Annotated in this window: 23 protein-coding genes; 6 read left to right on the top strand and 17 right to left on the bottom strand. The window is 58.5% G+C overall.

Annotated features, from left to right (window positions below; all coding sequences use genetic code 11):
- Positions 1-18: 18 nt before the first annotated feature.
- On the top strand, positions 19-2,043 hold the full coding sequence (locus tag ELE36_RS05315; RefSeq protein WP_129832093.1) for an NADPH-dependent 2,4-dienoyl-CoA reductase: 2,025 nt from the start codon (positions 19-21) through the stop codon (positions 2,041-2,043).
- Between the two features lie 66 nt (positions 2,044-2,109).
- Here ELE36_RS05315 and ELE36_RS05310 read toward each other — a convergent pair whose 3' ends face one another.
- The 9 genes from ELE36_RS05310 to grxD all read right to left on the bottom strand — a co-directional run bounded on the left by ELE36_RS05310 (position 2,110) and on the right by grxD (position 11,892).
- Positions 2,110-3,078 (bottom strand): glycosyltransferase, encoded by a 969-nt coding sequence (locus tag ELE36_RS05310; protein ID WP_129832092.1) that lies wholly within the window; start codon positions 3,076-3,078, stop codon positions 2,110-2,112.
- Positions 3,079-3,095: 17 nt separating this feature from the next.
- Complete coding sequence (gene ppnN, locus ELE36_RS05305) at positions 3,096-4,469, bottom strand: nucleotide 5'-monophosphate nucleosidase PpnN (protein ID WP_129832091.1); 1,374 nt, start codon at positions 4,467-4,469, stop codon at positions 3,096-3,098.
- Between the two features lie 197 nt (positions 4,470-4,666).
- Positions 4,667-8,065, bottom strand: coding sequence for a TonB-dependent receptor (locus tag ELE36_RS05300; RefSeq protein WP_165371487.1), 3,399 nt, complete (start codon positions 8,063-8,065; stop codon positions 4,667-4,669).
- 228 nt (positions 8,066-8,293) lie between these two features.
- On the bottom strand, positions 8,294-8,686 hold the full coding sequence (locus ELE36_RS21075) for a hypothetical protein (RefSeq protein WP_340642627.1): 393 nt from the start codon (positions 8,684-8,686) through the stop codon (positions 8,294-8,296).
- Complete coding sequence (locus tag ELE36_RS21070) at positions 8,677-9,003, bottom strand: GNAT family N-acetyltransferase (protein WP_340642633.1); 327 nt, start codon at positions 9,001-9,003, stop codon at positions 8,677-8,679. Before ELE36_RS21070 ends, ELE36_RS21075 begins: the two co-directional genes overlap by 10 nt.
- A gap of 251 nt (positions 9,004-9,254) precedes the next feature.
- On the bottom strand, positions 9,255-10,022 hold the full coding sequence (locus tag ELE36_RS21065; RefSeq protein WP_340642626.1) for a GNAT family N-acetyltransferase: 768 nt from the start codon (positions 10,020-10,022) through the stop codon (positions 9,255-9,257).
- Positions 10,023-10,132: 110 nt separating this feature from the next.
- On the bottom strand, positions 10,133-10,723 hold the full coding sequence (locus tag ELE36_RS05290; RefSeq protein WP_129832089.1) for a YhgN family NAAT transporter: 591 nt from the start codon (positions 10,721-10,723) through the stop codon (positions 10,133-10,135).
- Positions 10,724-10,777: 54 nt separating this feature from the next.
- Positions 10,778-11,575, bottom strand: coding sequence for an SDR family NAD(P)-dependent oxidoreductase (locus tag ELE36_RS05285; protein WP_129832088.1), 798 nt, complete (start codon positions 11,573-11,575; stop codon positions 10,778-10,780).
- Complete coding sequence (grxD, locus tag ELE36_RS05280) at positions 11,575-11,892, bottom strand: Grx4 family monothiol glutaredoxin (protein WP_129832087.1); 318 nt, start codon at positions 11,890-11,892, stop codon at positions 11,575-11,577. The genes ELE36_RS05285 and grxD overlap by 1 nt, the downstream gene beginning before the upstream one ends.
- A 150-nt stretch (positions 11,893-12,042) precedes the next feature.
- On the opposite strand from grxD, the gene sodB reads away from it, so the two are divergent.
- Entirely contained in the window at positions 12,043-12,621 is a 579-nt protein-coding gene (gene sodB / locus ELE36_RS05275; protein ID WP_129832086.1) for a superoxide dismutase [Fe], read from the top strand.
- Positions 12,622-12,682: 61 nt separating this feature from the next.
- Here sodB and ELE36_RS05270 read toward each other — a convergent pair whose 3' ends face one another.
- Both ELE36_RS05270 and purE read right to left on the bottom strand, forming a co-directional pair.
- On the bottom strand, positions 12,683-13,813 hold the full coding sequence (locus ELE36_RS05270) for a 5-(carboxyamino)imidazole ribonucleotide synthase (protein WP_129832085.1): 1,131 nt from the start codon (positions 13,811-13,813) through the stop codon (positions 12,683-12,685).
- Positions 13,810-14,343, bottom strand: coding sequence for a 5-(carboxyamino)imidazole ribonucleotide mutase (gene purE / locus ELE36_RS05265; protein WP_129832084.1), 534 nt, complete (start codon positions 14,341-14,343; stop codon positions 13,810-13,812). Before purE ends, ELE36_RS05270 begins: the two co-directional genes overlap by 4 nt.
- Positions 14,344-14,400: 57 nt before the next feature.
- On the opposite strand from purE, the gene ELE36_RS05260 reads away from it, so the two are divergent.
- The 3 genes from ELE36_RS05260 (at position 14,401) to nadC (ending at position 18,238) form a co-directional block, all read left to right on the top strand.
- Positions 14,401-14,667, top strand: coding sequence for a Trm112 family protein (locus tag ELE36_RS05260; protein WP_129832083.1), 267 nt, complete (start codon positions 14,401-14,403; stop codon positions 14,665-14,667).
- A 156-nt stretch (positions 14,668-14,823) separates the two neighbouring features.
- Positions 14,824-17,262 (top strand): DUF1631 domain-containing protein, encoded by a 2,439-nt coding sequence (locus ELE36_RS05255; RefSeq protein WP_129832082.1) that lies wholly within the window; start codon positions 14,824-14,826, stop codon positions 17,260-17,262.
- A 112-nt stretch (positions 17,263-17,374) separates the two neighbouring features.
- Complete coding sequence (nadC, locus tag ELE36_RS05250) at positions 17,375-18,238, top strand: carboxylating nicotinate-nucleotide diphosphorylase (protein ID WP_129832081.1); 864 nt, start codon at positions 17,375-17,377, stop codon at positions 18,236-18,238.
- A gap of 83 nt (positions 18,239-18,321) precedes the next feature.
- Here the strand turns inward: nadC and ELE36_RS05245 are convergent, their stop codons facing one another.
- Positions 18,322-19,104: an FHA domain-containing protein gene (locus tag ELE36_RS05245; RefSeq protein WP_129832080.1), complete on the bottom strand. Its 783-nt coding sequence runs from the start codon at positions 19,102-19,104 to the stop codon at positions 18,322-18,324.
- A 10-nt stretch (positions 19,105-19,114) separates the two neighbouring features.
- Complete coding sequence (locus ELE36_RS20280) at positions 19,115-19,264, bottom strand: hypothetical protein (RefSeq protein ID WP_165371486.1); 150 nt, start codon at positions 19,262-19,264, stop codon at positions 19,115-19,117.
- 128 nt (positions 19,265-19,392) lie between these two features.
- On the opposite strand from ELE36_RS20280, the gene ELE36_RS05240 reads away from it, so the two are divergent.
- The gene (locus ELE36_RS05240) at positions 19,393-19,719 is read left to right on the top strand and encodes a DUF3301 domain-containing protein (protein WP_129832079.1); all 327 of its coding nucleotides are present in this window, start codon (positions 19,393-19,395) and stop codon (positions 19,717-19,719) included.
- A 12-nt stretch (positions 19,720-19,731) separates the two neighbouring features.
- On the opposite strand, the gene ELE36_RS05235 is transcribed toward ELE36_RS05240, so the two are convergent.
- The 4 genes from ELE36_RS05235 to ELE36_RS05220 all read right to left on the bottom strand — a co-directional run bounded on the left by ELE36_RS05235 (position 19,732) and on the right by ELE36_RS05220 (position 23,140).
- The gene (locus ELE36_RS05235) at positions 19,732-20,133 is read right to left on the bottom strand and encodes a ClpXP protease specificity-enhancing factor (protein ID WP_129832078.1); all 402 of its coding nucleotides are present in this window, start codon (positions 20,131-20,133) and stop codon (positions 19,732-19,734) included.
- Positions 20,134-20,269: 136 nt separating this feature from the next.
- Complete coding sequence (locus ELE36_RS05230; RefSeq protein WP_129832077.1) at positions 20,270-20,896, bottom strand: glutathione S-transferase N-terminal domain-containing protein; 627 nt, start codon at positions 20,894-20,896, stop codon at positions 20,270-20,272.
- Between the two features lie 281 nt (positions 20,897-21,177).
- Complete coding sequence (locus ELE36_RS05225; protein ID WP_425480891.1) at positions 21,178-21,924, bottom strand: cytochrome c1; 747 nt, start codon at positions 21,922-21,924, stop codon at positions 21,178-21,180.
- Positions 21,917-23,140, bottom strand: a complete 1,224-nt coding sequence (locus tag ELE36_RS05220; protein WP_129836631.1) for a cytochrome b — start codon at positions 23,138-23,140, stop codon at positions 21,917-21,919. The genes ELE36_RS05225 and ELE36_RS05220 overlap by 8 nt, the downstream gene beginning before the upstream one ends.
- Between the last annotated feature and the right edge of the window lie 28 nt (positions 23,141-23,168).

The following is a 23,168-nucleotide window of genomic DNA, read 5'->3' as shown; positions in this document are numbered from 1 at the left end:
TGAATCTGGAATGGCGCCGTGAATTATCCGCACCTGCTCGCCCCGCTTGATCTTGGCTTCGTCACCATTCCCAATCGCGTGCTGATGGGCTCGATGCATACCGGGCTGGAAGATCGCGCCCGCGACTACGACAAGCTCGCCGCGTACTTCGCAGAGCGCGCGCGCGGCGGCGTCGGTTTGATAGTCACGGGCGGCCTCGCGCCGAATGTGCGCGGCTGGCTCACGCCGTTCGGCGGCAAACTGAGCTGGCGCAGCGAAGTGCCGCGGCACCGCAAAATTTCGCAAGCGGTGCACGCCGAAGGCGGACTGATCTGCATGCAGATCCTGCATGCGGGCCGATATGGCTACAGCCCGTTCAATGTCGCGCCATCGGCACTGAAATCGCCGATCACGCCGTTCGCGCCACGCGCGCTCTCCGGCGGTGGTGTCGAGCGCCAGATTCATGCATTCGTGCGTTGCGCGCGACTCGCACAGGATGCCGGTTACGACGGCGTCGAAGTGATGGGTTCGGAAGGTTATCTGATCAACCAGTTTCTCGCCGCGCGTACCAACAAGCGCGACGATGACTGGGGCGGCAGTTACGCAAAACGCATGCGTTTTCCCGTCGAAATCGTGACGCGCATGCGCGCCGCGGTCGGGCCGAACTTCATCATTATTTATCGTTTGTCGATGCTCGATCTGGTCGAAGGCGGATCGAGCTGGGAAGAGGTCGTGCTGCTCGCAAAAGCGATCGAAGCGGCGGGCGCGACGATCATCAACACCGGCATCGGCTGGCACGAGGCGCGCATCCCGACCATCGTCACCAGCGTGCCGCGGGGCGCATTCAGCTGGGTTACGCATCGGCTCAAGAGTGAAGTGAAACTGCCGCTGATCACCACCAACCGCATCAACATGCCCGACGTCGCCGAGCGCATTCTGGCGAACGGTGATGCCGACATGGTGTCGATGGCGCGGCCGCTGCTGGCCGATCCGGATTGGGTCAACAAGGCGCGTAGCAATCGCGCCGATGAGATCAATACTTGTATCGCGTGCAACCAGGCTTGCCTCGATCATGTGTTCGAGAAAAAGGTTGCGTCGTGCCTCGTCAATCCGCGCGCCTGCCACGAAACCGAACTCAACTACACCGCGACCACCACACCGCAACGTTTTGCCGTAGTCGGTGCCGGGCCGGCCGGCCTGGCCTGCGCCACGGTGCTCGCGGAGCGCGGCCACAACGTCACGTTGCTCGATGCGGCGGATGAAATCGGCGGCCAATTCAACATGGCCAAACGCATTCCGGGCAAGGAAGAATTCAGCGAAACCCTGCGTTATTTCGGCAGGCGCATCGAACTCACCGGCGTCACCCTGAAGCTCGGTACGCGCGTCGCCGCAAGCGATCTTGGTCGCGATCGTTTCGATCAAGTGATCCTCGCCACCGGCGTCGCGCCACGGCATCCGCCGATCCCCGGCATCGAACATGCAAAGGTGCTGAGTTACGTCGACGTGCTGTCCTCGAAAGCCCAAGTCGGATCGCGCGTGGCGATCGTCGGCGCAGGCGGTATCGGCTTCGATGTCGCGGAATTTCTGGTGCAGGATCTGCCCGCGCCGAGCACGGATATTTCAGCGTGGCTCAAGGAATGGGGCATCGATCAAACACTGGTCGCACGCGCCGGCGTCGAAGGCATCAAGGCGCAACCCGAGGCACCGGCACGTACCGTGTGGCTGCTGCAGCGCACGCCGGGTGCGCCGGGCAAACGGCTCAACAAAACCAGCGGCTGGGTGCATCGTTCGACCCTCAAGCACAAGCAAGTGCGCATGCTCGGCGGCGTCGAATATCAACACATCGACGACGCCGGCCTGACCATCAGCATCGACGGCAAACCGCAATTGCTCGAAGTCGACAACGTGATCATTTGCGCCGGCCAGGAACCGCGCCGCGATCTGCTCGCAGAGTTGCAAGCCGCCGGGCAAATCGTGCATCTGATCGGCGGTGCCGATGTCGCCGCCGAACTGGATGCGAAGCGCGCGATCGATCAAGCCAGCCGACTTGCGGCGACGCTGTAATCCATTCCGGCACTCGAGCGCGGCTGACGACTGAATCAGCCGCCGAGTTTTCTCGTAGCCGCAGTATCAGCCAACAGCGGCGCGCGCCAGCCGCAGGTTTTCGACAATCGACGGCTGGCCAGGTACGAGTCTTTCGGCAGCACTCAGCAGCTCGATCGCACGCGCAAAATCGCCGTTGTGATAGTTCGCCATGCCGCACAGATTCAACGCGTTCAAATCGCCCGGCATTTCGGCCAATGCCTGCTCCAGACAACCCAGTGCAACTTTCAGATCGCCGCCTTTGAGATGTTGCTGACCAAGATAGATCAGCGACTGCGGCAGTTTTTTCCAGCGCTCGAAAACTGCCGCCCATTTGCTGCGGAGTTTTGCGTAGTACAGATCGTGTTGCTCGGCACTCTCCACGTTCGGACCCAGCCCGCAGCCGGAGTCACCGATGTAACCGTTCCAGACGCACGTGGCGGTTTTCACCCACTGGAATTCGGTGCGTGACGCGCAGTTGATGAAAAAATCCTGATCCTCGTAAATCGGAAAGGTCGGATCAAAACGCGCACCTTCATCGATCAGACTGCGATGAAAAATCGTCGCGACCGGCTGGCTGCGATTCTGATTGTAGAGTTGCATGTGGAAACCATCACGCCCGCTGTAGCCGACCAGATTGCCTTGCGCGTCGTGCACACGTGCGCTCGAATACAGCAAGCGGATATCGGCGCGCCGCGGCGCCGTCAGCAGCGACTCGACATGTTCGGGCAGCAGCTCATCATCGTCATCGAGAAAATTCAGCCACTCGCCCGTCGCCGCGTCGAGACACGCATTCGCCGCGTCCGGGCGCGGCAAGCGCCGATCCGGATCGGGCACGACAAAACGCAACGGTCGCCCGCGATAGTTATCCGCGAGCGGCTGATGGCGCTGGCCGCACGCGGCGGCAACGACGATTTCGATATTCGGCCAAGTCTGGTTCGCGGCTGAATCCAGCGCACGAAACAACGTCGGCCGATCCATGCTGCGTACGAGCAGTGAAACGAGTGGCTTGTTCATCGCACCAAGCCCTGCGCTCAAGCCGACTTGACCCGATAACACGGCTGATACGCTTTTGAACTCGGCAACTTCATGCGGTGCTGGCTGACAAAACTCGCGAGCATCGCATCCAGCGCGCGCATGATTTCTGCTTCGCCATCGATCTCGAACGGGCCATGCTGTTCGATAGCGCGAATGCCTTCTTCCTTGACGTTGCCGGCAACGATCGCCGAAAACGCGCGGCGCAAATCGGCAGCGAGCAAATGCCGAGGTTGATTGCGATTCAAGTTCAATGCCGCGACATTGGCGTGATTCGGTCGGAACGGCGTCTGGAATTCGTGCTCGATCTTGAGCGCCCAGTTGAAGAAAAATGCGTCCTTGTTGTTGAGGCGGAACAACCGCACTTTTTCCATACCCTGCGCCATCGCACGCGCGGTTTCAGCCGGGTCGTCGACAATGATGCGATAGCGATTCGCCACATCGTCACCCAGCGCAAGGCGCAGGAATTGATCGATCTGCTCGAAATACGCAACCGATTCTTTCGGCCCCGCAAACACCAGCGGAAACGGAATATGCACGTTATCGGGGTGCAACAAAATGCCGAGCAGATACAGGATTTCTTCGGCCGTGCCGACGCCACCGGGAAACACGATGATGCCATGCCCGGTGCGCACGAAGGCTTCGAGACGTTTCTCGATATCCGGCATGATCACGAGGTTGTTGACGATCGGATTCGGTGATTCCGCCGCGATGATGCCGGGCTCGGTGATGCCGATGTAGCGATTGCTCTTGCGCCGCTGTTTGGCGTGCGCGATGGTCGCGCCTTTCATCGGCCCCTTCATCGCCCCCGGGCCGCAGCCGGTGCAGATATCCAGCGCCCGCAGTCCGAGCTGATAACCGACCGCCTTGGTGTATTCGTATTCGTGCCGCGGAATGGAATGGCCGCCCCAGCACACGATCAGGTTCGGCTCGATGTTGGGTTTCAGCACGCGCGCATTGCGCAGGATCTCGAACACTGCATGGGTGATGCTCAGTGAATCGTCGAAATTGAAACGCCCCGCTTCGACCTGTGTGGCGATGTAGACGATGTCGCGCACGACCGCAAACAACAGCTCGTTGATGCCGCGAATGATGCGACCTTCGACGAAGGCTTGCGCCGGCGCATGGATCAATTCGAGCTTGATGCCGCGATCCTGCTGCAGCACCTGAATTTCAAAATCGGGATAACGTTCGAGCATGCCGCGCGCATCGTCGCTGACGATGCCCTGAGTGAGCACGGCGAGCGCGCAACGGCGCAGCAGCGCGTGCAATCCGCCCTGGGTCGCGTCGCGCAACCGCGAGACTTCATTGCGCGAAAGTACATCCATGCCGGCGACCGGCGAGATCTGGGCGTTGACGGTAGTTTTTGCCATTGGTAATTCCTTCCTGTTCTGATGACCACAACGATGCGCCCTTGCGCAGCGTAGCCTGCTAGTAATAGCGATTGCGGGTGACGCGCGCAAGTCCGCATGTCAGCGTCGGGGCATTTCAGCCATCGAACGATGCGTCGAGCACAAAAAAAAACCGGCGCCCTGAGGCGCCGGTCAAATTTACTGCGATTTCTTTCTACTCAGAACTTGTAGCTTGCCGTCAGCATGAGCGACCAGCGCTGTGAAGGTACCGGTGCACCTGGGGTCTGGCCTTCGTTGATGACCAGATTCTGCGGCACGTAGTTGCCGTTGGCATCCTTGTACTGCGATCCGCTGATGTCGTAGATGTACTTGCCGGTAGCAGGATCGATACCGGTGACGTTGGCGAGGTTACGCGTTAGCGGGAACGGTCCACGGCGCTCCACACCCCACTTGCTGCTGATCAAGTTGCCGATGTTGAAGAAATCCAGACGCAACTCACCTTTGTTGCCCTCGAAAAATCCTGGCACTTCCTGCTTGAAGCTCAAATCGATCTGGTTCAGCCACGCGGTATGTGCGCCGTTGCGCGTGGCAATCTGGCCTGCATGCTTGCTCAGGTAGGCATCACTGTTGATGTAGTCCATGAACTGCTGTTTCTGCTTGTCTGTCACGGCAGGATTCCAGGACACATCCGAGATCGACTTCGGAATGTAGAGCAGATCACGCGAGTAGGTATCGCCGTTCAGATCGTTACCTGCAATCCAGCTGTACGGTGCGCCAGAATGACCGTTGGCGAAGATGCTGACGCCGGTTTCGTTGTCACCGAAGAACTTGTGCTGCCAGCTGAAAGATACTTTCAGCGCTTTCGGCACGTTGTAATTGGAGACAGACGCGCGATCCGTATTCGGGTTGATCCAGACGTTACCCGTGATGTTCGAATTGGCAACGCTTGATGTACCCGGATTGACGTCGGTCGAATGCTGGAAAATCGCCGCAACGGATGCGCTCCAGTCGTCCGACAGGGGCTTTTTCACCAACAGCGTCAAACTGCTGGATTGTCCCTGGCTGGTATTGGTGAGTTCAGTCACGTTGCCGAATGCCGGGTTGGCATTGGCATTCGTACCACTCGCAATACCGGCAGCACTATAAACACCCCAATACAGATTACGGCCGTCCGGACCATGCCCGGTAGGCGCGCCCAAGTTCAGGTTCTTGTAGAAAATGTCTTCGTTGGTTTTAACGTAGCTGCCTTCCACGCTACCGACCATGCCGAGCCATGGCAATTCGCGATCGAATGCAAGGCTGAGCTGGGTGGTCGTTGGCATCTGGAAATGCGGATCAATGGTATCGACCGCCATCTTCGCAACGCCGGAACCGAGCACCAGCGTGCCGGTATTCGGGATCACTGGTTGCGCACCGTTGTAACCAGGTGCCTGCTTGACATAGCTGATCTGGCCCGCCGCACATGCACCACCGGTGGCCGGCGTGAACGCCTTGCCATCCTTGCTGCACAACAGGGTGCCCGGCGCCGCGTTCGAGGTATTCACAATGTCATAGGTGACCACTGGAATGCCGCTGCCGCCGTAGGAGTTGGAGTACCACACGGTCGGTACATCCGACACGAACATGCCAACGCCGCCGCGAAGCTGCGTTTTGCGCTCGGTATCGAAGTCGTAGTTGAACGAGACGCGCGGTTGCACCGTGCCATTACCACCGGGAACCGAATTGTTGGCGTAACCGAAGCCACCCTTGGACGCGGTACAGAGGGTCGAGCCATTCGCGTTGGTTGCGGTGAAAGCAACTCCCGGAGCGGAAGCAAAGCAAGGATTCAGGATCGGGCTGCTGCCGAACTCAGGCACGTCGTAACGCAAGCCGTATTGCAGCGAAAAGCGATCCGACACCTGCCAGGTATCTTCGACGAAAAAGCCGTATTGTTTTTTCTGGAACACAGCAGCGGCGGTATCGATGGAATAGCCTGCAGCCGGACGCTTGATCGTGTATTCCTCCCAATTACCGGTTTGGAAATTCGCCAAACCCTGGTAGGTATAGCTACCGTCATAACCCTGGATGAAAGCGTTATATACCTTGTCCTGCTGGCCGTTCGCACCGGCCTTGATGGTGTGATCGCCGAGATGCCAGGTACCGGCAAAATAAGCGTAGTTCGAATCGATATTAAGCTGGTTGACCTGACTCGAGAACTCGGTACCTACGGTCACGCTGGGCGAGAACGTCGTTGGCGAATTCGATACCGTCACCGATGGCTGGGCGACGCCCGTCAGCGGGCCACGCGACTGAATGTATTTGGTGTACGACAAATTGGCTTCGGTCGAGAAAACCGGACTCCAGTCACTGAACAGCTGGACGACGTAGTTCTTGGAATCGCGATCCTTGAAGTACCAGTTACTATTCAAGGTCACCGAGGTGGTACTTCCAGTCGGAACCGGCTGATTTTCCTTGGTCTCGTTGAAACGAAACACGGCACGCTGGCTGTCGTTGATGTTCCAATCGACCTTGGCGAGATAACGTTTGTCGATCAAGTTGGCGAGAGTCCGGTCGCCGACGTTGATGCCCTGCGCAGTGGCCGAGCTTGCCACGCCATTGACGAAATTCTGATCAACGCCCTGAACCTGCGTGGTGCTATTGCTGCCAACCGGGCCTGAGGTGGTACCAATTGCCACGCGCTCGCTTTTCTCAATGCCGAGGAAAAAGAACAGCGTGTCCTTGATCAACGGGCCACCGGCGGTGATGCCGGAAGTCCATTCGTGATCCCAGCCGGTATACGGTAACTCGGTACCACCGGAGATCGGCGCGATATCGCCCATCCAATCCTTGCTGCGATAGCTGTAATAGGCCGAGCCGTGGAAATCGTTGGTACCACTCTTGGAAACGGCATTCACGTTGGCGCCGACGCAACCGCGCGTGCTGACGTCGAAGTTGGCGGTGGAAAGATCGTAGGACTCGATCACGTCCGGCGAGATTGGCGAGCCAACACTGGCCAGGCCGTTCGATTCCAGACCAAACGGGTCGCCCGCGTTGATCGTGTCAACCGTGATGCAGTTGTAACGGAAGTTCTTGCCGTTGGCGGAAATGGCGCCAGCATCGCGATCAGTGACGGAAATGCGCGGATCTACGCGAGCGATATCCTGGATCGAACGATCCGGATTTGGCAGCGCTTCGAGTTCGCGATGCGACAGATTGGTGCCGAGGCCCTTGTTGTCAGCCTGGAACGTTGCGGTGAGCGCCGAACCCTTTACCGTTACTTCTTCGAGTTGCGAGGCACCCTCTTCGACGAGATTGACGGAAGTGGTTTCGGCCAGGCGCAGATAGACATCCTGCACCGACGTCGGCTTCAAACCATCTTTCTCGGCGGTGACACGATACGGGCCGCCGACGCGCAAACCTTGCAACTGGTAGCGTCCATCGGCATCGGTGGTGATCGTGGACTTGGTACCGGAAGGCACGTGCACGACTTCGATCTTCGCACCGGCAACCGGGTGCCCCGCGCCATCGGTAACGCGGCCGCTGGCGGCGGCCGAGGTGTTCTGCGCAAACGCAGACGGCACCAGGAACATCGACGCAAGTACCCACGCAAGTGGCTTCATTCGCAACTGTCTATTCATCGGTTTTCCCTCAATCATCAACTAATCAAATCGGCGCGATTGCGCGACGGAAATAATGCCGGACGCAGCCAATGCACTGCCGGCATATCGTGTCTATCACTCGCTTTTTTGCCCCACATCGCGCGCTGGCACCAGCACGCGGAAACCCATTAACGCTAGCTTAACAGCAGAATATGACACTTTTCTAACTATTTTTTTGTTCCGTACCGTCGCGCATGGGTGGGCAACTCACTGTTCTTGCGCAGAACCCAGATAGCGCAAGCGTTTCGCGGGCTTGAGCCGAGCCAGATCGAGCCGGATCAAGCCATCGACGCAGTAGCCGAAAGCCGGGTCAACGCCAAACGCCAGAAAACGCACGCCTTCCGGTTCGCACAGATCGACGTATTGCCGATACAGCACTGGAAGCGTGGAATGACTTTGCGCCAGGTGATGCTTGAGTGCCTGCAAGCCGGCCTTGCTATCGGATTCTCGCCACAGAGGCGTGGCCTGGTGTACTACTTCGGCGGATATCTGGAACGGGTTGCGAGCACGCGCCAGCAACTCGGGATCACCGAAATAGTGCTGATGGCAATGCACGATCCATTCGCGCGCGGACAACGACAACGCCGCACTTAACGACACCGGCCCGAACAGATAACGCAGCTGTGGCCGATGGCGCAGGTACGCGCCGATGCCCTGCCACAGATAATCCAGGCTGCGTGATCCCAATACGCAGGCTGCACAAAACTGCGTCCGAGTTCCACACCGTCCGCCAGAAATTCCTGCGCGTGCGGCGAATACTCGAACAGGCTCGCCGAATACAGTCCGGCCATGCCGTGCCGCTGCAGGATGCTCGCCGCCTCGCCGAGTCGATACGCACCGACGATCGCCAACGCATGTTCGTCCCACAGCACCAGATGCTTGTAGTGGCCGTCGTATCGATCGAGATCGCGGCGCATGCCGGTGCCTTCGCCAACACGGCGGAATGACAGTTCGCGCAATCGGCCAATCTCGCGCATGACCGGACAGTCCGGCGCAGCATCGATCAGCAGGATACGTTTACCATCGCTGGTCTGGCCGAGCACTTCGCCACGCGCCAATGCGCGTTTCACCGCGAGCGGTGATTCGGGATGCGCAATCGCATTTTCGGTGACGAATTTCGTGGGCCGGCGTTTTGGCAGCCGATAAACATGGCGGCGCATATGTTGCGCTACCAGTTCCGACGGCAATCCGCTGCGTTCGAGCTCTGCCGCCGACACCGTCGCGCCCAAACTGAAACCGATCCGCGCCCGCATCGCGCCGAATACTTCGCGCGCCAGCAACAGCGTAGCCAGCGGTTTCGCCAGCATCGACGCGCCGTAAAATACCGGCGAGTTCGAAGCCGCGATATGCACCGGCAAAACCGGCGCGAGCATCTTGCACGCCAGGCGCACGAATCCCGTCGACCACGCCGAATCGCGCACGCCTTGCGCCCCATGCGCGATACTTCACCGGCCGGAAACACGATCAGCGCCTGCTCGCGATCAAGCGCGCGATATGCCTCGCGCAGGCGTCCGCTCGAACTGCCTTCGGCGCCAAATACATTCACCGGCAAAAGCAGATTGTCGAACTGACCGAACTGCAGCAATACGTCGTTGGCGAGGATGCGCACATCGCGCCGCACCGAGCCGACCAGTTGCAGCAGCGCCATCGCATCGAGCGCGCCAAGCGGATGATTAGCCACGATCACGACCCGGCCATCGACCGGAATATTCTCGCGATCGGTATTCGCCACGCTGTAGCTGACATGGAGGTAATCGAGCACACGTTCGATGAAATCGAAGCCGGTCAGCGGCGCGATATCCGCGAGCATGCGATTGATGCGTTCCTCGCACGCGATGCGCCGCAACAGCTCGATCACCGGCTGCGAAAATGCACGCGCGCGGCCTTGCGCCAGGCGCGGAAATTTTTCGAGGAAACTGCGTTCGACGCTGATCATGTCGTGCTCTCCGTGTTGAAGGAAAGCACGCTAGCGGGTCTGTGTTACAGCAAGGTGGTGAATCGATTCAAGAAACGCCGCTCAGTGATTTTCCGTCGCGTGCGTAGCGATCAGCCATGCAGATAGGAGCGCACGCCGTCGAGGAACATCTGTACCGAAAGCGCTACCAGCAACATGCCCATCAAACGTTCGAGCGCGATCAACACGCTCTGACCGAGCAGGCGATACAGATACGTTGATGAATAAAGAATCACCGAGGTCGCCAGCCACGACAGGAACAACGCGATGCTCCAATCCACGGTGCGGCCCGGATAAGAGTTGGTCAGCAGCATCAGCGCGGCCATCGTCGACGGACCGGCCACGGCGGGAATCGCCATCGGCACGATGAAGGGCTCGACACCCACTTCACCACCGAAGATCCCGCCTTCACGCGGTGGAAAAACCATCTTGATGCCGATCAGGAACAGCACGATGCCACCGGCGATGCTGACCGACTCCTGCTTCAGCTGCAGCGCCTTCAGCACGTAACTGCCGCCGAGCAAAAACGCGAACAGCACGACGAGCGCGATCAGCAATTCGCGCACGAGAACTTTGCGCCGACGTTCCGGTGCGACGTTTTTCAGCAGGCTCAGGAACAACGGAATGTTGCCGAGCGGATCCATGATCAGAAACAGCAGGATGCCGGCAGAAATGGTATCCATGATCCCCTCGATATAAGCCGCGTGTCGAACGCGCAGTGTAACCGCGAAAACGCGTTACGCGTCTTGCTGTTTTAGCGCGGCATCACTCTTGCGCAGATCCAGAATCTGCCCGCGCAGTTGCAGCGCCACCGGACTGAGCAGATAGACCACCGACTCCGCGGCGATTTGCGGTGTGGCGATGCGCATCGTGTTTTCACCGAAATACGCCATGCGCCGCAGCGCGGTGCGCATCGGCGCAGGCAACAAGGCATGGACACGGATCGGGCCGTTTTCCCATTCCTGATGCAGGATCGAAACCAGACTTTCCAGCCCTGCCTTGGCGACACCGTAGCCGCCCCAGAATGCACGACTGCTGCGGGCCGGATCATCCAGCACAAACACCACACTCGCATCGTCGGCGCGCGCGAGCAGCGGCTGGCACGCTTGCGTCAGCAGATACGGCGCGCTGAGATTGACATGCAGCGTGCGCATCCATTCTTCGGGCTTGATCTCGGCGGCGGGCATCAATCCGGCCAGATGCGCGGCCGCATGCACGATGCCATCGAGACGGCCATATTCGGCCTTGAGAGTATCAGCTAGCGTCTCATAATCGCGCGGTGTCGCGCCTTCCAGACTCAGCGGATAAATCGCGGGCTCGGCCTGCCCCAGCGCTAGGATTTCGTCGTAGAGCTTTTCCAGTAGCGGCACTTTGCGCGCGAGCAGGATCACGCGCGCGCCAGCTTGCGCAGCCGCAAGTGAGCTGGTCCGGCCGAGACCGCCGGTGGCGCCGGTAATCAGCACGACCCGATCTTTCAGGCTGTGCGGTTGCGGCGCGAAATCGGGCGGCAACGTACGGATCGGCAACACTGCCATTACGCTTTCTGCATTTCCTTGACCATGCGCTCGAGCTCGCCCTGCTCGTACAACTCGACTGCGATATCGCAGCCGCCGATCAGCTCGCCGTTGATGAACAATTGCGGAAAGGTCGGCCAGTTCGAATAACGCGGCAGGTTCGCGCGGATCTCCGGATTTTCCAACACGTTCACGGAATGGAATTGCGCGCCGACGGCTTTCAACACTTGACTGGTGCGACTGGAAAAACCGCACATCGGAAATTGCGGCGTGCCTTTCATGAACAACACGATCGGATTCGTTTCCACCGTGGTCTTGATCTGTTCCACTACGTCCATAACGTCCTCGATACAAAGATTCGCGCCCAAGGCGCAACGCCGTATATGGTAACAGTCCGCGCCAATTGCAACATTACGCGCGGCCATCACCCGAATCGAACATCGCTTGCTGTTAAACTCATGCGCCCAACGGCACAGGAGATTTCGCTCATGGCGATCGAACTTCCCCCACTACCTTATGCACGCGATGCACTGGCACCGAATATTTCTGCGGAAACCCTGGATTTTCACTACGGCAAGCATCATCAAACCTATGTGACCAATCTGAATAATCTGATCAAGGGCACCGAGTTCGAAAATCTCGATCTCGAAGCGATCATCAAGAAATCGCAAGGCGGCATGTTCAACAACGCCGCGCAAATCTGGAACCACACCTTCTACTGGCACAGCCTGTCGCCCAATGGCGGCGGTGAGCCGACCGGCAAACTCGCCGATGCGATCAGCAAGGCATTCGGTTCGTTCGCCGAGTTCAAGGATCAATTCACCAAAGCCGCGGTCGGCACGTTCGGTTCCGGCTGGGCATGGCTGGTACAGCGTGCCGATGGCAGCCTCGGCATCGTAAGCACGAGCAACGCGGCTACGCCGATCACCGGACCGGATACACCGCTGCTGACTTGCGATGTCTGGGAGCATGCGTATTACATCGATTACCGCAACGCCCGTCCGAAATATCTGGAGGCGTTCTGGAATCTGGTGAACTGGGAATTCGCGGCCAGCGCGCTGAAATAAGCGTCGATCTGCAGCACTCCATGAACCGCAAAGGCCACCTTTCGAGGTGGCCTTTTTTGTTTCAGCGTTGCAGCGCTTCGAGCACCGGTGCGGCTTGTGCTTCGCGATCAAGCGCGCGCGCAACTCGGGCCAGGCGCCTACTCATTTCAATGTTATCGGCCGCGCACAAAGTAGCGTGACCGACCTTGCGCCCGGCGCGCGAGGTCTTGCCGTAGTCATGCCAATGCGCGCGCGATTCGGCGAGCACTGGCCGTGCGTCGGGTAAGCTGCCGATCCAGTTGAACATCACGCTGCTGCCGATCGCCGTGGTATCACCGAGCGGTAATCCGAGCACCGCGCGCACGTGATTCTCGAACTGGCTGCAGGCGGTGCCTTCGATCGTCCAGTGACCGGAGTTGTGCACGCGCGGCGCCATTTCGTTGCCGAGCAATTTGCCGTCGACGACAAAAAGTTCGAGCGCGAACACACCGACGTAATCGAGTTTTTCAGCAACTGCACGTGCATGCGCAAATGCGCTAGCGCTGAGATTTTCGACCTGCGGCGCGGGCGCCAGACTCATCGATAAAATTCCATCGGCATGCCAGTTCTGCGTCAGCGGATAGGTGCGGAATTCGCCATCCTGCGCACGCACCGCGATCACTGAAACCTCGCGTTCAAACGCAATCCACGCCTCCAGAATCAGCGGCACGCCGCCGAGCGCGGCCCACGCTGGATCGAGATCGGCCGCGCTGCGCAAACGATATTGACCTTTGCCGTCGTAACCGAGACGTCGGGTTTTGAGCACGGCCGGAAAGCCGACTTTGGCAACGGCAGTTTCGATATCGATTCGACTATCGACCGCAGCGAACGCCGGCGTTTCCAATCCGAGCGAATGGAACAAGGTTTTTTCTTCGAGCCGATCCTGCGCCACCGCGAGCGCGCGCGGATTCGGAAACACGCGCGTGTGTTCTGTCAGCCACTGAGCGGTTTCGGCCGGGACGTTTTCGAAATCGAAGGTCGCCACATCGATGCGTTTGGCAAATTCCTCGAGCGCCACGAAATCGCGATAATCCGCCCGCAGCAACGGCGCGACCTGGCTCGCGCATGCGCTAGGCTCGTTATCCACCACCAGAAATTGCAGTCCGAGTGGCGCACCGGCCAATGCCAGCATGCGCGCGAGTTGCCCGCCGCCAAGAATGCCGACGGTACTCACGGTTGCGAGGGTTCCGGCTTGGCCAAAACCTGCGCGGTTTGTTCGGCGCGAAACTGCGCCAGCGCCTTGGCCAGCGTGGCATCGTTCAAGGCGAGAATACTGGCCGCGAGCAACGCCGCATTGATCGCGCCGGCCTTGCCGATGGCGAGCGTTGCGACCGGAATGCCGGCCGGCATCTGCACGATCGAGAGCAGCGAATCCATGCCGTTCAATGCATGCGACTGCACCGGCACGCCGAGGATCGGCAATTGAGTTTTCGCCGCAAGCATGCCCGGCAAATGCGCAGCGCCACCGGCGCCGGCGATGATGACGCGAATGCCGCGCGCAGCCGCCTGCTCGGCATACTGGAACAACAGATCGGGCGTGCGATGCGCCGAGACGACTCTTGTCTCATGCGCGACATTTAAGCGCTGTAGCATCTCGGCGGTGTGTTGCATGGTTTCCCAGTCGGAACGGGAGCCCATCACTACACCGACCAGCGGCGAACGGGATACGGTCGTGCTGTCGGCAATACTCGCGGCAACATTCATGGTCAGCTCGCCCCAAAAACGCTATTGTAGTCGCAGACTTTTACCAAGCGCACTGTTATGGACAAACGACTTCTAGACATCCTCTGTTGCCCGGTATCGAAACAGCCAGTCAAGCCCGCAAGCAAGGCGCAACTGGACCTGCTGAATGCGGGCATCCGCGCCGGCGACATCCAAACCACAGCCGGCGTTGGGGTTACGCAACCTTTCACCGCTGCATTGATCACTACCGATGGTCGGCTGATTTATCGCGTTGACGACGATATTCCGGTGATGCTCGCAGATGAGGCAATTGGCACTATTCAAATGCAAAACTTTCCGGTATAGATACTGACGCGTATGGTCAACAAGTGACCTCATACGCCATAATGCTTACAAGTTCACAGAAAATACACGTTTGAAAATGTTCTTATCATCACTGGGAAGTCGTGCGGGGTGGGTACGACTTGATTCAGACTCAAGCCTTACAGGCATATAACGAGTATGGCCACACCGATTGAATCCGGCAAAGTAATCGATCTGCAGCTCCGTCAGGGGTTACATGCGTCGGAGACTGATCGCCTCGGCGAATTGCTGAAGACGGCTCGCACCGCTGCCTTGAAACGTATCGGCGGACTGCTTGGCACCCTGTTCGAAAATCTCGATGACGCGCTGTTTGATCTCGCCGAAAAGGCTGAGAACAATAGTGTGCAGAATCATTATTTCGATGGCATGCGCGAAGTGCGCAAGAAACGCCAGCTGGTCGATCGCCTGTTCCAGGAACAACTGAGCAACCTGTTCAACGATTTTGCTTCTGGAAAACTCCAGGCAGTGCGCGCCGACACGATGTCGAACTCCGCACCGATCGGACTAGCCTTGCTGGACGACTGCGAGCTGGAAGAATCGCTGGCGATCAACAGCATGATTGCCAAGGCCGAAAGCCGTTTCGCACGCGGGTTGTACGGACTAAATCAACGCCTCTCGGTGATTCGCGCCGGCACCAAGGTCGAAGACGCGAGTAATCCGATTGGCCCCGCGCCCTTGTGCCACGCCTTTCGCATTGCCGTTCAGGAGTTCGAGATCACGGTGGCGGTCAAACTTATCGTGTTCAAGCTGTTCGAACGGTTTGTGCTCGGCGGACTCGAGCCTTTGTACGACGAGGTCAACGCGCTGCTGATCAAGGCCGGCGTATTGCCGCAAACACCGTTCGTCGCGCAGACACGCGGCATGAACAACGCTGGTATGCAACAAAATACCAACGACCAATATGGCAATCCGACGTTGCGTCAGGATCAAGGCGGTTATCCGCAGGATTTCGCCCAGCAGCAAGCGCCGATGGCCGATCCCGCAGCCGCCGTCAATGCGCAGTTGCAATCGGAAATTTACCAGACCCTACGCCAGTTACTCGCCAGCCGACATACACCTAACGCGCCGGAGTATGCCGCCAACACCTACATGCCGACGCAACAACTCGGCATGCCCACGCATGTGCCGCAGGCGCACGAACTGTTGAATGCGCTTAGTCTACTGCAGCACCAAACGATCGCTGCGCAACAACAGGCACAGGCCGCCGCCACGCCGATGGCGACAATGGGGCAAGTACAACAGGTCAAGCAGGAGTTGCTCGGCCAGCTGAACAAATTCAGCGCCGAAACCCAAAACGTATCGCACGCCGACGAAGATACGATCGACCTGGTCGGCATGCTGTTCGAGTTCATCGTGCAGGATCGCAATCTGCCATCGGAAATGCAGGCTCTGTTGTCGCGTCTGCAGATTCCATATCTCAAAGTGGCATTGCTGGATCGGCACCTGTTCGCACAAAAAGCCCACCCGGCACGGCGCCTGCTCGATGCCATGGCGGAAGCCAGCGTGGGCTGGAGTCCGGACAGCGACACCGATCAGCGTCTGTTCGAACAGGTCAAGCATACGGTCAATGAGTTGCTGCATAATTTCGACGACGACGTCGGTATTTTCGAGCGCTTGCACCGCGATTTCGTCGGTTTCACGAGTAGTCAGAAGCGTCGCATCGATCTGACCGAACAACGTGTCACGGAGGCCGCACGCGGTCGCGAAAAACTCAGTCTCGCGCGTATCAGTGCGGCGCGCGAAATTCGCCTGCGCCTGGAAGATCCGGCATTGCCCGATCTGGTGCGGCATGTGCTCGCGCGCCCATGGGGCAATTTCCTGACCCTGATTTTCGTGCGTCATGGCGAAGCGTCTGCCGAGTGGCAATCGGCGCTGCGTTTCATGGACGACCTGATCTGGAGCGTTTCGCCCAAGCCCGGCATCGACGATCGACTGCGTTTGAAGATGTTGCTGCCGAGCCTCGAAAACACGCTGCGCAATGGCCTGACCACAGTTGCGTATCACGAGAGCGATATGCGCCGCGTGATCGAGGATTTGCGCAAACTTCACGCACGTGCACTCATCGCAAAACCTGTGGCGGAGAGCCGATCGGTTCAGGCGATGGATCCTCACGAATTTTCGAGCCAACGCAGCCCTGTTGTCTCTCACGATTCTGCGGCAGCGCAAATTTCGGGCGAAGATTTTTCCGAAGATGCAGCGCCTGAAGAATTCCCGTTGCCACAGATGGACGCAACACTTGCCGCCGCCATCAGCAGCGTCGAGACTCGTGCCGAAACATCGTCCGACAACGAATTCATGCAACGCGTGCGCAGCATGAAAGTAGGCACGTGGCTGCAGTTCGAAGATTCCGAAACGGGCAACCAGGAACGCGCGAAACTTTCGTGGATCAGCCCGATCAGCGGTCGTTATCTGTTCGTCAATAACAAAGGCCTGAAAGTGGCCGACAAGACAGCCGATATTCTCGCTCGCGAGCTTGAATCGGGTGATGCCACGCTGATGGACGATGTGCCGTTGTTTGATCGCGCACTCGGTGCCATCGCGGAACGACTCAAGGCAGCCCCGCCCGTCGCCACCTGAGTTTGCGCAACGCATATCAAAAGCCCAATGTCGTATTGTGCGTCTGGTATCTGTGTCCGCCAATGCTGATCTCGCTTGAAGCGCGATAATTTTTTTGTTCGTGAAAGTATCGATGTCCGACCAAACTGAACTGCTTGCGCCTGCGATTGAATTGATCCAGCGCGATGTACTGCACGCGCTTGCCGAAGATATTGGCAGCGGCGACGCAACTGCCGAGTTGCTGCCGGCGGATTTGATGGCGGATGCTTTTGTGATTACCCGCGAATCTGCCGTAATCGCAGGTTGTGCATGGTTTGAGGCGTGTTTTATCGCGCTCGATCCTGAGGTCACAATCGAGTGGCTCGTTCACGACGGCATGCATGTGGAAAAAAATACACGCCTCTGCATGATCCGCGGCAAAGCGCGTGCGCTGGTCAGTGCGGAACGTTGTGCATTGAATTTTCTGCAGACCTTGTCCGGCACCGCAACCACTACGGCGCGATATGTAGCTGCAGTCGGCGGCACCCATGCGACTTTGCTGGATACACGCAAAACCTTACCCGGCCTGCGTTTGGCGCAGAAATATGCGGTGCGCTGCGGTGGCGCGAGCAATCACCGCATCGGTTTGTACGACGCCATGTTGATCAAGGAAAATCACATTGCCGCCGCAGGTTCGCTCGACGCGGCAGTGCGCCAGGCACGCGCCGCACATCCCGCATTGATGCTCGAAGTGGAGGTCGAGTCACTTGATGAACTGGATCAGGCGCTGCACGCGAACGTCGATCGCATCATGCTCGACGAATTCAGCGCAGAGGATTTGCGTGAGGCAGTAAAACGGGTCGCTGGTCGCGTGCCACTGGAAGTTTCCGGCAGCGTTGATCTGACTCGATTACGCGCGATTGCAGAGACCGGCGTCGACTTCATCTCGATCGGCGCGCTGACCAAACATCTGCGCGCAATCGATCTGTCGATGCGTATCGAGTTTCAACACGCGTAGCCAAAATACTGCGCTCGCTTCGCCAGAATCAGCGCCGTCGAGCGTCCAACAATGAAGCGCTGATCAAGCCGTTGCAGAACGGCTTAGAGCACACCAGACTGACGCACCACCAGAAATATTCCGATAGCTACCACTACCGCGCCGGCGACGATCCAGATGATCGCATTTGACTTGGCCGCGGCTGGTTTGACTGCTGCGGCCGATGCGCTAGAAGTTGCCGCATGAGCATCCTGCAATTGAAAGCGCACCGTATCCAGACGCAGCTCATCGCCGGCTTGCATCGGCACGCTGCCTTGCACGGGTTTGTCGTTGATGTAGGTACCGTTGGCCGAACCGAGATCTTCCACCAGCACACCGGCCGGCGTCAGTTGCAAGCGCGCGTGGTGGCGTGAAATCGCGTCGCTCGTGATGCAGATATCACAATCGGCTTGACGCCCCATGGTCATGCTGCCGGACACAGGAAATGTCTTGCCGAACGTCGGGCCGGAAACACCGCGCAGCATTAATTTGGGCAATGCCATGCGTACGCGTGTGTGGCCGGTATCGTCAACGGAGTCGCGCGTTGCAGCGTGCACGGGCGCAGCATCCTGCCCCATCACGCGACACGCGATCTTCGAGAACTGCAGTAGATCGCCTTGTTTCAGCGCGTTCGCTTTGCTCAGCGGCTGACCATTGATCAAGGTCACGGCGCTCGTATCGGCCGGCACGATCTGCACTTCAGCGGCATGCATATGGACTTCGCAGTGCCTTGCCGCAATACCGACGCCGCTCAAGCGCAATTGGCACGCAGCATCGCTACCTACCAGAGTAACGCCTTGCGCAAGATTCAGCGAAGCATGTTCGCCGTTGGGAAATATCAGCTTCATTACCGTTCCCTCAAAAAGCTGCAGTAGTCATCGGCAGCATACCGATCAATTGCGTTCGTGCAAATTCCGCACGGCTGAATTCCGGGAATTCTGCCATAGCCGACCCGCGTTCGCGAAATTCGCTCGACATGCCAGCTTGCGAGTGATCGACGAAGGACATCATTGCAAAACGTCCGAAGCCTCGCAGCGGCGATGTTTTCGCACCAGCCCCTGCTCGCAAGCGCAAAAGATTATAGTGCGAAATGCGCGCGCTTGAGTTCGCCATCTATCACCCCAAAAACCAGGATCATGCTCGATTCCCTGATTCCATTACTTATCCTCGGTTTGGCCGCCGCATTCTGGCTTGATGCACTAAAGGCGCATGAGCGCGCACGCGGGTTTTGCCTGCAATTATGCGAGCGCGGCAACGTGCAATTGCTCGACCAGACGGTGGCGTTGCATCGCATGGCGATCCGTCGTGACGAAACCGGCTGGCTGGCGTGGCGTCGCAGTTACAACTTCGAGCTAAGCACGGATGGCGCCGACCGCCGCCAAGGGCGCCTAACCATGATTGGGCAACGCCTGGATTCGTACAGTCTGCCCGTGGCGCATGCCGTACCGGACGCCTTGCACTGAGACAAACGCGGGCTATTTCACCACACGCAAGCTCGGGCCTTTTTTTGCGGGCGGTGGCTCGGTTTCCGGAATCGGTGGCGGAGCGGAGCCATCCTCCGCGGGAAACATCATGCCTTGCCCGTTTTCCTGCGCATAGATCGCCAGCAGCGCACCCATCGGCACCTCCACGACCTGGCTCACACCGCCGAAACGCGCGAGAAAACGCACATACTCGCGACCGAGATCGAGCTGGGTAACGGCGCGGGCAGCGACATTCAGCACTACTCGGCCGTCCTTGACCACACCGCGCGGCACACGTACCGCAGGGGCGTTGGCGTCTACCAGCAAATACGGCGTGAGTCCGTTATCGCTGATCCATTCGTACATTGCACGCAGCAAATACGAGCGATTGGAACTCATTGCAGGTTCGGACATGGAAAACTCGGGCTGACGGATTTTTGCATGAGCTCGCGTAGTTTTTTGCGTGGGACTCGTGCGTAGCCGCAAGTTTACCGCAGGAGCCGTCATGCGGATCAACCGGAAAATGTCGCAGTCCTGCGTACGCCACGAATCACGCCGGACGCAACGCCTTTTCTTCAACGGTCAGGCTGCGCGTAAAACCGGGATTGCGAAAAATGCGATCGCCGTACTCATTGATAACCAGCGCCTCGCGTGGCAATACTACGCCCAAATCTGGCAGGCGCCAGATTAGCGGTGCCAGGGCGCAATCGGTCAGACTCATTTCCGCACTCAAAAAGAATTTCGCTGCCTTGAACAACGGCACGCTGGCGATCAGCGCCTCGCGCAAGCGCTTGCGCGCAGTGTCGGCAGGACGTCCGCCCGCCTTGATCTGTGGCACGTAGGCTAGCCAGTCGCGTTCGATGCGCACAATCGCCAGCCGCAACCGCGCCCGCGCCAGCGGATCCACAGCCATCAACGGCGGATGTGGATAGCGCTCATCCAGGTATTCGCAAATCACGCCAGTGTCGTACAAAACGAGGTCACGATCGACCAGTGTCGGCACGGAGTTGTACGGATTCAGGTCCAGCAGATCTTCCGGCGGGCTCAGTGGATTGACCGCGATCAGATCATAGATCACGCCTTTCGCGGCGAGCACCAGCCGAACACGGTGACAAGAGACACAATCGCGCGAGGAATACAGCGTGAGTACGGTGCGTGAACGTTGACTTACAGCCATGGGCAGATCCTCTGCGTCCCCGTCGCGGTCGCCGGAAAGCCGCGCGATTGCTGCTTCCTGCCTCGCGAATCTACTACGCAAACGCCGGTGTTCATAGCCTACAGCAAACATCGGGTGAGCAGGCGATTGCCGACGATGCCGGCAGCACGATGGCGGGCCGGCGGAAATCCGGATTCCGAAAACGACAAACCCCTGCAGCGATGCAAGGGTTTGTCGAGGAATTACGATGCGACTGTGTTTATCAACTGCTCAATCGCGGATAACCGTCACGATCGTTGCACTCAATGCACATCTTTCCAGTATTCGGTCTTGAGCAGCCAGGCGATGAAGGTGAAGAACGCGAGGAACAGCACCACCCACACGCCGACCGCTTCGCGCTTCATCGCCGCCGGCTCACCGACATACTGCAGAAACGAGGACAGATCGCGGATGGTTTCATCGTATTGCTGCGGCGAAAGCTTGCCGGGTTTCGACAATACGAGTTTCTCGATATGCGCATCTTCGCCGGGCTTGGCCGGTGCCAACTCGGCGGTCTGTACACCCTGCAATTCCCACAACACATTCGGCATCGAGGCGCCAGGGAACAGCGTATTGTTCCAGCCCACCGGGCGCGACGGATCGACGTAGAACGATTTCAGGTAGGTGTAAATCCAATCCGGGCTTTTCGCGCGCGCTTCCAGCGACAGATCCGGCGGTGCCTTGCCGAACCAGTTCTCGGCATCCTTAGCCTTGATCGTCGCCATCGCCGGCTCGCCGATCTTGGCGTCGGTGAAGATCAGGTTTTTCGTCACCATCTCTTCCGACAGATTCAGGTCTTCGGCAATGCGCGAATAACGCATGTACTTTAGCGAGTGACAGCCCGAGCAGTAGTTGAAGAAGGTCTGCGCGCCGCGTTGCAGGCTAGCGATATTGCCAACGCTGGAATTCGATGCCAGCAACCCCTCGCCTTCTTCCGCATACGCAGTACCCACAGCGAGCGCCGCGGTCAGAACAATCAGACCGAACTTGGTCATGGCGTGCTTAATCATGCGTGGTCACCCGATCCGGAACCGGCTTGGTCGCATCGATGCGCGAATAGATCGGCATGAGCACGAACACTCCGTAATAAAGAATAGTCAGAAGTCGCCCGATGATGACTTCGCTCGGATCCGTGCCCGGCCCCGAACCGATCTTCGCCAGCCAGACAAAACAGACCACGAGAACCGCAAGCGCGGTACGTGTCATCCAGCCACGATAACGGATCGACTTGACCGGGCTCTTGTCCAGCCACGGCACGAGGAACAACATCACGATCGCACCGAACATCACCAGCACGCCCCAGATTGCCGTACCGAAATACGACGGCACGACACGCAACATCGCGTAATACGGCGTGAAGTACCAGACCGGCTTGATGTGCTCCGGCGTCACCAGACGATTGGCCTCGATGAAGTTGTCGTGCTCGAGGAAAATACCGCCAACGGTCGGTTCGAAGAACAGGAAGAATGCGCAGATCAGCAAGAAGAATCCCGTGCCGAACAAATCCTTGACGGTGTAATAAGGATGGAACGGAATGCCGTCGAGCGGCAGGCCATTCGCATCTTTTTTCTCCTTGATCTCGACGCCATCAGGATTGTTCGAACCGACTTCGTGCAAAGCTGCCAGATGCAACACCACCAGCAACAACAGCACCAGCGGCAGCGCGATCACGTGCAGCGCGAAGAAACGATTGACCGTTGCATCGCCCGGAATGTAATCGCCCATGATCCACTGCACGAGATGATCGCCGATGAATGGGATCGTGCCGAACAGCGAGATGATCACCTTGGCGCCCCAGAACGACATCTGGCCCCACGGCAACACGTAGCCCATGAACGCCTCGGCCATCAGCGTGAGGTAGATCAGCATGCCGAGGATCCACACCAGTTCGCGCGGTTTCTTGAACGAGCCGTACATCAGGCCGCGGAACATGTGCAGATACACCACGATGAAGAACATCGAGGCGCCGATCTCGTGCATGTAGCGGATCAGCCAGCCCCAGTCGACGTCGCGCATGATGAACTCGACCGAGTCGAACGCGGTGGCCGCGCCCGGCTTGTAGTTCATCGTGAGGAAGATGCCGGTCAGAATCTGGTTGACCAGCACGAGCAGTGCGAGCGAGCCGAAGTAATACCAGATGTTGAAGTTCTTCGGCGCGTAATAACCGCTGGTATGCGATGACAGGAAACTGCCGATCGGCAAACGGTCTTCGACCCAGGCCAGCATCTTATTGCTCGGCTTGTAGGGAGTTTGG

It is taken from the genome of Pseudolysobacter antarcticus, assembly GCF_004168365.1.
Lineage (GTDB): Bacteria > Pseudomonadota > Gammaproteobacteria > Xanthomonadales > Rhodanobacteraceae > Pseudolysobacter > Pseudolysobacter antarcticus.
Note: the sequence above shows the minus strand (reverse complement) of the source record. Positions and strands in the feature narration are given on the sequence as shown.